The 9,889-nt window shown below is 73.8% G+C and carries 8 protein-coding genes and 1 pseudogene; 2 read left to right on the top strand and 7 right to left on the bottom strand.

What is annotated here, in order from left to right; translation table 11 throughout:
- Positions 1-621: pseudogene (locus JWR81_RS01745) on the top strand (hypothetical protein); the annotation flags it as partial.
- Positions 622-717: 96 nt separating this feature from the next.
- On the opposite strand, the gene JWR81_RS01740 reads toward JWR81_RS01745, so the two are convergent.
- Both JWR81_RS01740 and JWR81_RS01735 read right to left on the bottom strand, forming a co-directional pair.
- The gene (locus tag JWR81_RS01740) at positions 718-1,506 is read right to left on the bottom strand and encodes a molybdenum storage protein subunit alpha (RefSeq protein WP_297645836.1); all 789 of its coding nucleotides are present in this window, start codon (positions 1,504-1,506) and stop codon (positions 718-720) included.
- On the bottom strand, positions 1,503-2,324 hold the full coding sequence (locus tag JWR81_RS01735) for a uridine kinase (protein ID WP_297645834.1): 822 nt from the start codon (positions 2,322-2,324) through the stop codon (positions 1,503-1,505). Before JWR81_RS01735 ends, JWR81_RS01740 begins: the two co-directional genes overlap by 4 nt.
- Before the next feature lie 246 nt (positions 2,325-2,570).
- Here JWR81_RS01735 and JWR81_RS01730 point away from each other — a divergent pair, with 246 nt between their 5' ends.
- Positions 2,571-4,934 carry an EAL domain-containing protein gene (locus JWR81_RS01730; protein WP_297645832.1) on the top strand — a complete coding sequence of 788 codons (2,364 nt, stop codon included), beginning with the start codon at positions 2,571-2,573 and terminating at the stop codon, positions 4,932-4,934.
- A 43-nt stretch (positions 4,935-4,977) separates the two neighbouring features.
- On the opposite strand, the gene alc is transcribed toward JWR81_RS01730, so the two are convergent.
- The 5 genes from alc to pucL form a co-directional block, all read right to left on the bottom strand.
- Entirely contained in the window at positions 4,978-5,976 is a 999-nt protein-coding gene (alc, locus tag JWR81_RS01725; protein ID WP_297645830.1) for an allantoicase, read from the bottom strand.
- A gap of 31 nt (positions 5,977-6,007) precedes the next feature.
- Positions 6,008-7,303 (bottom strand): allantoinase AllB, encoded by a 1,296-nt coding sequence (gene allB, locus JWR81_RS01720; protein ID WP_297645828.1) that lies wholly within the window; start codon positions 7,301-7,303, stop codon positions 6,008-6,010.
- A complete protein-coding gene (locus JWR81_RS01715) occupies positions 7,300-7,677 on the bottom strand; it encodes a gamma-glutamylcyclotransferase (protein WP_297645826.1) in 378 nt (125 codons plus the stop codon). The genes allB and JWR81_RS01715 overlap by 4 nt, the downstream gene beginning before the upstream one ends.
- Positions 7,678-7,684: 7 nt before the next feature.
- The gene (locus tag JWR81_RS01710) at positions 7,685-9,034 is read right to left on the bottom strand and encodes an 8-oxoguanine deaminase (protein ID WP_297645824.1); all 1,350 of its coding nucleotides are present in this window, start codon (positions 9,032-9,034) and stop codon (positions 7,685-7,687) included.
- Positions 9,035-9,184: 150 nt separating this feature from the next.
- Positions 9,185-9,889 (bottom strand): factor-independent urate hydroxylase (gene pucL, locus JWR81_RS01705; RefSeq protein WP_297645822.1); only part of this gene is annotated, 705 nt, incomplete at its 5' end.

The raw sequence follows: 9,889 nt of genomic DNA, 5'->3' as shown, positions 1-9,889 counted from the left end.
GCGGCGTCCACGGCCGCCCCCAGCGCGGATCCGGCCGCTCCGGTCGCGCCGACGGACCCCGCCCCGGCCTCCGCGGCCCCTCCCGCGGTCGACAACGGTCCGTCAGAGGCCGACGTGCCGCCGCCGGCTCCGCAGCCCACGCAGGACCCCGCGCCCCAGAACCCGCCCCCCACGGACCCCGCGCTCCAGAACCCGCCACCTCAGGACCAGCCGCCCGCGGCCGGGTCGACCACCGTCGACCCCGCTCCGCCTGCGGCCGGCTCCGGTCAGACCGCGGGACAGCAGGTTCCGGCCGCCACCACCGACACCGCCACCACCAACACCGGCACCACCAACACCGGCACCGTGCCGGCCGATGCGTCCGCGGCCACCGGCGCGCCTTCCCCGGACGTCCCGGCCGCCGCTGCCCCGGGGCCCGTCTCCCAGGCCGGGACGGCGCCTCCGACGGGCACACCCCCGACGACCGCCGGGGCGCCGACCACCAACGCGGGGCCGACCACCAACGCGGCGCCGCCCCCGGCCGATCGGGCGGACGCTTCGACGCAGCCCCAGAGCCCCGGGCTGCTCAAGACGGTGACGGACGTGGTCACGAGCGTCGTCGGCGCGATCCTCGGCAGCTGATCGACCCGGACAGGCGGGACCCGGTCCCGCGCTCGACGGCCGCGGGACCAGGCGGGCGACCCGGCCGGGGAGGGGACCCGCCGGACCGCCCGGGACTCAGCCGGCCTGCACCACCGTGCCGACGGGCTTGCCCGCCAGGGCGTCGGTGAGCTGGCCGGGCACCAGGCCGTTCACGATCTGGATCTCGGTGACGTGCTTGGCGGTGGACATCAGGTCCAGCACCAGCGGGTCCACCGGCGAAGCGTCCGGGCCCATCGCGCGCAGCCCCGACGCGGTGATGGTGGGCACCACGCTCCCGTCGACGGTGACGCCGTCGACGTCCTTGACGTAGACGGTGCGTGCGGCGCCGTACGCGTCGGCCAGCAGGAACGTGCCCGCGTCCGCGCGGTGCACCGGGATCTTGCCCACGGCGGGCGGGAACTCGTGCAGGCCGTAGGGCGGGAACCCGCTGGACACGACCGCCTGCGATGCGGCGAGGTGCACCGCCAGCTGGTGGGCCACCCCGCCGTGCGGCAGGTAGGACACGCCGTCGGCGGCCAGCAGCGCGGCGACGAGATGGCCGTTCTGCTCGGCCTCGACGCCGGCCAGGCTCGCCAGCACACCGGTGGGCAGGCCGAGGTCCAGCCCGACGCTGAGGACGTGGCGGGCGCGGATGCCGGCCCCGGTGAGCACCAGCATGCGGTGCTCGGGCAGCAGCTCACGCAGCTCGTCGACCACGGGGAGCAGGGCGTCGCGGCCCCGGTCGATGATCGCGCGGCCGCCGATCGAGACGACGTTCAGCCACGGCATCATCCGGATCACAGGCCGGATGATCGGCTTGACCAGGTCCCGGTCGAGCAGGGTCTGGCGCATGAGTGCGGACGGGACATCCTTCGCGGCGGTCACGAGTCGCTCCTGATGATGGTGCCGACGTGCTCGCCCTCGACGGCACGGCGGATGTTGCCGGGGATCAGACCGTTGACGATCTGGATGGACCGCACGTGCCGGGCGTGCTTCATCAGCTCCAGCACGGGGCGCTCGACCACGAGGTCGGGCAGGTCGCGCTCGATCAACTCGTCCACGGTGATCTCCGGGATCAGCGTGGCGTTCTTGTCGTTCTTCGGGTTGGCCGTGTAGAGGCCGTCCTCGTCCTTGACGAAGATCATGTCGGCGCAGCCGTACGTCTCGGCCACGAGGTAGCAGCCGGCGTCGGTGCGGTAGGGCGGGATGACGCCCTCGGACGGCACGCGCTGCCACATGTCGTAGGGCGGCATGCCGGCGAAGATCGCGGCGCCGGACTCCTGGAGGTAGAGGGCGAGCGTGCTGAACGCGGCCGCCCCGACCACGGGCACGCCGTGGCGCGCCATCAGGTAACCGAGCATCGACGCGTTCTGCCCCGCGACGGCGGAGCCCACATCACTCAGCACGCCGGTCGGCAGCCCGAGCTCGGCCGCCAGCGAGTACGCGTGACGCGCCCGGGTGCCGCCACCGGTACCGATGAGCAGCCGGTGCGAGCGCTTGATCTCGACGATCTCGTCAACGACCGGGTGAACTGCCGCGGCTCCCCGGTCCATCAGGCTCTGGCCACCGACCTTGAGCACGGTCACGTCGGGCAGGATCCGGTGGTCCGGGGCCGCCTCGCTGGCCTGTAGCAGTTCGGGATCGCTGAGTGACCTCGTCATCAGCAACGACTCCAGGGTCGCCGTACCGGCGGCCTCTGTCATGGGGTTCCTCCTAGGTCTGACCTGCACCGATGGCGACACTAGTGGTGATGTGGACCCGCACGGACGGGCGAAGGGCGCCGAACCTGCGGATCACGGACGTACGCCGCTCCGCGCAGGCGGCGCTCACGACCGTCACGGTCCGCGACCGCGACCGCACCCCTGCGTAAGTGACGCGCATCACATGACCTGATGGTGATCACGCGCGGCGGCCGGAGGCCACACCGGAAACGGTGGCATGATGCTCCGGTGCCCGCGGCCCTCCACGCCGCGCCGGGCCGAGCGGCACGCCCCGGGCGCTCCCCTGCCGCCGCGGCCGTGCTCGGTGTCGCCATCGCCCTGATCGGCTCGGGCGCACTCGTCACGGCGCTGCAGGATGACGCCCGTACGCTCGCCGCCAACCTCGTCGAGCTCGTGTCCGCGGCCGCCGGGGGGCTCGGCTGCCTCCGGGCCGCGCGACGCACCCGCGGCTCGGCCCGCCGGGGCTGGGCCGCGCTCGCCGTGGCGTGCTGGTCCTGGGGCGCGGGTCAGCTCGTGTGGACGGTCTACGAGAGCGTCCTCGGCATCCCGTCGCCGTACCCGTCGGCCGCCGACATCGGCTACCTCGTCTTCCCCGTGGCCGCACTCGTGGGCCTGGTGTTCCTGGCCCCTGACGCCTCGGGGTTCGCCGCACCGCGCCGCGTGCTCGACGCCCTCATGGTCGGGTGCGCGCTGGGCGTGCTCTCCTGGATCGCGGTGCTCGAGAGGATCGTGCGGAGCGCGGACGGCTCGGGGTTCGCGCTGTCGGTGTCGCTCGCCTACCCCGTGGCCGACGTCGTGCTGCTCACCGTCACGGTGCTCACCGTGGCCCAGACCCGCGACGAGCCGCTGCGCTGGGGGCTACTGGGCGTAGGGGTGCTGGCCATGGCTCTGTCGGACAGCGCCTTCGCCTACCAGATCGGCGACGACACCTACGCGACCGGCGCGGTCGCCGAGGTGGGCTGGTGGGCGGCGTTCGCACTGATCGGTGCGGCGGGGCTGCTCGCGGGTGGTGCGGTGCCGTCCGCGCCGTCCGCCCGGCACGCCGCCCGCGCGGGCCTGCTGCCCTATCTCCCGCTCGCGGCGGCCGTGGTCGTGTCGGCAGGGGAGGAGCTTCAGGGCATCCCGCTCGGGCGGGTGGCGCTGGGGCTGATCGTCGCGCTCGTGTTCCTCGTGCTGGCGCGGCAGTACGTCACGGTCCGGGAGAACCAGGACCTCGTGCGCACGGTCGCGCAGCGCGAGGTGGAGCTGCACCGCCTCGCGTTCCACGACGGCCTCACCGGCCTCGCCAACCGGGCACTGTTCCTCGACCGGCTCGAGCACGCGCTGGAGCTCGCCGCGCGCGAGTCGCGGCCGGTGTCGGTGGCGTTCCTCGACCTGGACGGGTTCAAGGCGGTCAACGACTCGCTGGGCCACGCCACCGGCGACGTGCTGCTGGTACGGGTGGCCGAGCGGCTGCTCGGCGCCATCCGGGTCGCCGACACCCTGGCCCGCCTGGGTGGGGACGAGTTCGCGGTGCTCGTCGAGCAGGGCGACGCCACGGTGGTCGCCGGTTCCCTGCTGCGCGCGCTCCGGGCGCCGTTCCGGCTCGACGGCCGCGCGGTCGCGGTGTCGGCGAGCGTCGGGGTGGCCACCGTGGACCCGGGAAAGGGCCCCGCCGACGCCGCCGCGCTGCTGCATCGCGCCGACGTGGCGATGTACGCCGTGAAGTCCGCGGGCAAGGGCGGCGTCGCCGTCCACTCCCCGGCCATGACCGACTCCCCCGCCGTCCGCACGAACGGCACCAGCGGCGGGCGCGACCTCGACCGGGCCTTCGTCGCCGCACTGGACGCGGGCGAGATCCGGGCCGTCTACCAGCCGGTGGTCGACCCCGTGAGCGGCCACATGCAGGCGCTGGAGGCCCTCGCCCGCTGGACGCACGACGGCGTGGCCGTCGGCCCCGACACCTTCGTTCCGATCTGCGTCCGGGCCGGGCTCTCCGAGCAGCTCACCGCGCTGATGCTGGAGCACGCGTGCGGGCAGCTCAACACCTGGAACCGAGCCCTCGGCCACCGCCGGCTGCGCGTGGCCGTCAACGTCGACCCCACGGAGTTCACCGACACCGGCCTGCCCGCGCGCATCGCAGCGCTGCTCACCCGGCACGACCTGGCACCCGCGCAGCTCGTCCTGGAGGTCACCGAGGTCGGGATGAGCAACCGGCCCGAGACGATGCTCGACGTCATGGCCGGCCTGCGGGAGGCCGGCGTGCGGCTGGCGCTCGACGACTTCGGCACCGGCTACAACTCGCTGGCCCGCCTCTCGTCCACGCCCCTGGACACCGTCAAGATCGACCGGTTCTTCGTGGCCGACATCGATCACGACCTGCGGCAGCGCCGCTTCCTCATCGGGCTGTTCCAGCTCACCCGCCACCTCGGGCTGCGCACGGTGGCCGAGGGCGTCGAGCGACCCGGCCAGCTCCGGGAGCTCTCGCGGCTGGGATGCGACCTCGTGCAGGGCCACCTGCTGGCCCGCCCGGCCCCCGCGGAGGAGATCACGCCGCTGGTGCTGGCCGAGAGGCCGCTGGTGGATCCGCACATCCTGCGCCGGCCGGGCTGAGCCCGCCGCGCCGAAACCACCGCGCCGAAACCACGGGCGCAGTTCAGGCGAGGGCGTCGCGCCTGCGCCGCTCCAGCGCCTCCCTGCCCGCGGGTGTGGGGCTGCCGTGCAGGCGCAGCCGGGCCATCCCGCCGTCGGGGTGGATGTCGAGCCGGACCGCGGTGACCGGGACGCCGGGCACCGGGAAGCGGTGCCGCGTGTCGGGCTGCAGGGCCGTCGGCAGCACCAGGTCCTGCCACGGGCCGTCGCCGTCGCGCCCGCGCAGGGTGGCCGAACCGGGCGCGTTGTGCAGGAACCAGCTGGTGTCCAGCTCCGCCACCGCCACCGAGCTCTGCGCCGCGAGCGTGACCTCGACCCAGTCGTTGCCGTCGTCACGGCGTCGGGCGGTCTCCCAGCCCTCGCCCATGGAGCGGGCCGGGCCGGGCAGCAGCAGGTTGTTGGGCGAGCAGTAGAAGAGGTTGGAGCAGCCGCTGACCAGGCCGCCGTACTCCAGTGCCGCGAGGTCGATGGTGCCGAGCGCGTCGATCATCCGGGGGTCGGGGATCGCCTCGCCGTGCACGCGCAGCCGCGCCACCCCGCCGTCGGGGAAGATCCGCAGCCGCACGTGGCTGACCAGCTGTCCGGACGTGACCGCGAACGCGTTCTCCGTGTCGCCCTTGATCGCGGTGCGCGGCAGCAGCGGCGTCCAGCCGTCCGCGGCGAGCAGATCGTCGACGCTCGGGTGCCCGTCGACGTGGATGCCCTCGACCGACGCCTCGGGCGGGTGGTTGCCGGTGAACCACGACGTGTCGACGACGACGCCGCGAACGATCCCGGGAACGCCGAGCCGGACGATGGCCACATCGTGCCCCGGTTCGCGGCGGCGGCGGGTCTCCCAGCCGTCGTAGACCTTGCCCTTGTGCCCGAAGGCGGCGGGGTCGAAGACCGAGGGGCCCGGGGTGATCAGGTTCTCCCGCGCCGCGAACGCGTCGTCGTCGGCCCACACGACGCCGCCGCCGAGGTTGCGCACGGCCAGATCGGGGAGCTCTCGGTACCCGGTCACCCTGTCACCCTGCCCCTGCCGCTCCACCGGGTCATTCTCTCCTGAGCAGCCGGCCCCTCGGCACGGCCGTCACCGGCGCTCCCCGCAGCCACGTGTTGCGGACGACCCCGTGCAGCGTCCGGCCGCTGTACGGGGTGAGCGGGTTGCGGTGGTGCAGCTGCCCCACCACGAACGTCTCGTCCGGGGCCAGCACCGCCAGATCGGCGTCCTGACCTGCCGCGATGCACCCCTTGCGGCTCAGCCCCACGAGGTCGGCCGGCCGCTGGGCCATCCAGCGCACGACGTCGGCGAGCGAGTGGCCGCGCTCCCGGGCCGCGCTCCAGGTCACAGGCAGGCTCAGCTGCAGCGAGGCGATGCCGCCCCAGGCCTCGCCGAAGTCGCCGGTCTCCAGGCGCTTGAGCTCGGGTGTGCAGGGCGAGTGGTCGCTGACCACCATGTCGATCGTGCCGTCGGCGAGGCCCTGCCACAGCGCGTCCTGGTTGGCCGACCCGCGCACGGGCGGGCAGCACTTGAAGCGCGTGTCGCCGTCGGGCACCTCCTCGGCGGTCAGCGTCAGGTAGTGCGGGCACGTCTCGACGGTGACGCGCACGCCCTCGGCCTTCGCCGCGGCGAGCATCGGCAGCGCGTCGGCCGACGACAGGTGCACGACGTGCACGCGCGCACCGGTCTCCCGGGCGGCGGCCAGCAGCCGGGCGATGGCCGAGTCCTCGGCGGCGGCCGGGCGGGAGGCCACGAAGTCGGCGTAGTGGCGGCCCTTCGCGGCGGTGACCAGCGCGCCGTCCTCGGCGTGGGCGAGCATCAGGCCGTCGAAGGCGGCGATCGCGCGCAGCGCCGCCGTGGGGTCGAGCAGCGGCGGGAACTCCGGCACCCCGCTGTCGATGAGGAAGCACTTGACGCCCTGGACGCCCGCGTCGTGCAGACCGCGCAGCTCGCCCTCGTTGCCCGGGACCGCGCCGCCCCAGAACCCGACGTCGACGCTGCACCGGCCGTCGGCGGCCTTGCGCTTGATCTCCAGCGCGGCCACGTCGACCGTGGGCGGCAGGGAGTTGAGCGGCATGTCGACGATCGTGGTGACGCCGCCCGCGGCCGCCGCACGGGTGGCCGTGGCGAAGCCCTCCCACTCGGCCCGGCCCGGCTCGTTGACGTGCACGTGGGTGTCGACCAGGCCCGGGAGCAGTACCTCGTCGGGGGCGAGGAGCACCTCCTCGGCGCCGGGCACGGCCGCGTCGCGCTCGACGACGTCGACGATGAGCTCGCCGTCCACGACCACGGCGACGGGCTGCTCGGCGCCGTCGACGATCGCCCGGTCGGCCCGGATGACGATCACTTCTGGTCCAGGTACGCGCGCCAGCTCGCCAGCTCGGAGATGTCGGTGAGGTCCGGCAGGACCGGATACCCGCGCCGCAGGATCATCGCGAGCGAGCCCGTGCCGTCGGCCATCTCGATCACGCCGAGCTCCAGCCCGTCGGGCTCCCCGGGCAGCAGCACCTCGCGCAGCTGCTCGTAGGAGAGGTCGTACACCTCACCCTGGACGGCAGCGCCGCCCTCGCCGACGTCCTCCAGCGCCGGGTACCGGCCCCCGACGGCGTGGAAGCGGTAGCGCGGCGCGGTGGTGGTGGCCGTGACGAGCGGGGCACCGCCGACGAGGTGGTGGTCGGCGCCGCCGGCCATGGCGGTGCCGTTGAGGAACATCAGGGGCATCTGGTTCTCAGGCCTTCTGCAGCAGGGAGCGGTGCACGGCCGTGCACTCGGCGGCCAGGGCATCCTCGTCGACGCCGACCACCCGGTCACGTTCCACCACCATCGCGCCGTTCACCAGCAGCATCTCCAGCGGAGGTGGCGAGCCGAGCACGAGCGCGGCCACCGGGTCGGCGACGTCGGCGTGGGCCAGGTCGTCGAGGCGCCAGAGGGCGAGGTCGGCGAGCTTGCCCACCTCGATCGACCCGATCTCGTCGGCCCGGCCGAGCACGGCGGCCCCTCCGATGGTGGCCAGCTCCAGCGCGTCGCGGACGGTCAGCGCGGTGGGACCGCCGACGGCGCGCGCGAACAGCAGCGCGTGGCGGGCCTCCTCCAGCAGGCTCCCGGCCTCGTTGCTCGCGGCCCCGTCCACGCCGAGCCCCACACGGGCACCGGACGCCCGCAGGTCCCGCGTGCGGGCGATGCCGGCCCCCAGCCGCGCGTTGGACGACGGGCAGTGCGCCACCCCCGTCCTCGTCGAGCCGATCTTCCGCACCGCGTCGTCGTCGAAGTGGATGCCGTGGGCGAACCACACGTCCTCGCCGGTCCAGCCCAGGCCCTCGACGTAGTCCAGCGGGGAACAGCCGAAGCGCTCGCGGCAGAAGTCCTCCTCGTCGGTGGTCTCGGCGAGATGGGTGTGCAGCAGCACGCCGAGCTCGCGGGCCAGCTCGGCCGACTCCCGCATGAGGTCCCCGGTGACCGAGAACGGGGAGCAGGGCGCAAGCGCCACCCGCAGCATCGAGCCGGGCGACGGGTCGTGCCAACGGTCCACGGCGTCCCGGGACGCGGTGAGGATCGCGTCCCGGTCCTCGACGACGTCGTCGGGCGGCAGGCCGCCGTCGCGCTGCCCCAGGTCCATCGACCCGCGGCACGGGTGGAACCGCAGCCCCACGTCCTGCGCGGCCCTGATCTCGGCGGCGAACACGTCGCCGCCCTCACGGGGGAAGACGTAGTGGTGGTCGCTCGCCGTGGTGCAGCCGGAGCGGGCGAGCCGGGCCAGCGCGCCGGAGGCGGCGGTGTGCACGGCGTGCTCGTCGATGCCGGCCCACACCGGGTAGAGCGTGGTGAGCCACTGGAAGAGCGTGGAGTCGACGGCGAGGCCGCGCGTGACCCACTGGTAGAGGTGGTTGTGGGTGTTGACGAAGCCGGGCGTGAGCAGGCAGCCGCGGCCGTCCAGCACCGTCGCGCCGGGCGTCTCCGGAGCGGGCCCCGCGCCGACGGCGGTGATCCGGTTGTCCTCCACCACCACGTGCCCGCCCGCGAGCTCCTCACCGGTCACGGTGACGACGTGGGCACCCTCGACGATCAGCGCTGCCGGCATGGGTGCCAGTCAAGCGCCCGCCCGTGCTGTGGTGAAGTCGACCCCGTGACGAATCGGTAGCGAGCGCGTCACGACCCCACCCGCTACCTCACCGGCGGCGCAGACCTGGCAGCCGGTGCTCGCCCTGCGGATCGCGGCCGGCGCGGCTGATCAGTCGCGGGTGACAGTGGCCTCGATCAGCCCGTACGGGCGGTCCGCGGCGTAGAAGACCTCGTTGGGGTTCTCCAGCCCGAACGGCGCCAGGTCGTAGACGAAGTGGTGCCGGTTGGGCGCCTTCAGGCTGATCTCGGCGATCTCCGGGTACGCTTCCAGCGTGGCCTTCCCCATCTCCCAGAGCGTCTGCTGCAGGGCGAGCGAGTGGACCGTGGCGAACTGCTCCAGCAGGATGCGCCGCACGCCGGCCCAGGTGCCGTCCCAGTCGACGTCGGTGCCCCCGTAGGTCGTGTCGCTGTAGGTCCAGGTCACGTCGAGCGAGGTGGACATGATGCGGTCGTGGGTCTCGGCCAGCGTCGTGTACTCGTCGACGAGGAAGCCGGCGAACTCCGAGCCGGTCGACTTGAGCAGCACGAGGTCCCGCAGACCCGACACGATGTGCTCGCCGTCCCCGTCCACCTCGACGACGGCGGTGCGCACCTCGGGGCTGCTGCGCACCCAGGTGTGGTCGTGCTCCTGCCCGCCGACCTGCACGCGCTCCCACAGGTACTCGTCGACGGCGATGCGCGCGCCCGTGACGGGCTCGACGTCGGTGACGAAGTGGTGGGCCAGCGTCAGCGCGAACGACTCGATCGACTCGAGCCCCTTCGACTTCGCGAACGCGTACGCGGTGTTCTTCTGGGTGTCGGTGGGCAGCACCCG

This window comes from Pseudonocardia sp. (assembly GCF_025965585.1).
Classification (GTDB): Bacteria; Actinomycetota; Actinomycetes; order Mycobacteriales; family Pseudonocardiaceae; genus Pseudonocardia.
This window is presented reverse-complemented; position numbering and strand designations above follow the sequence as displayed.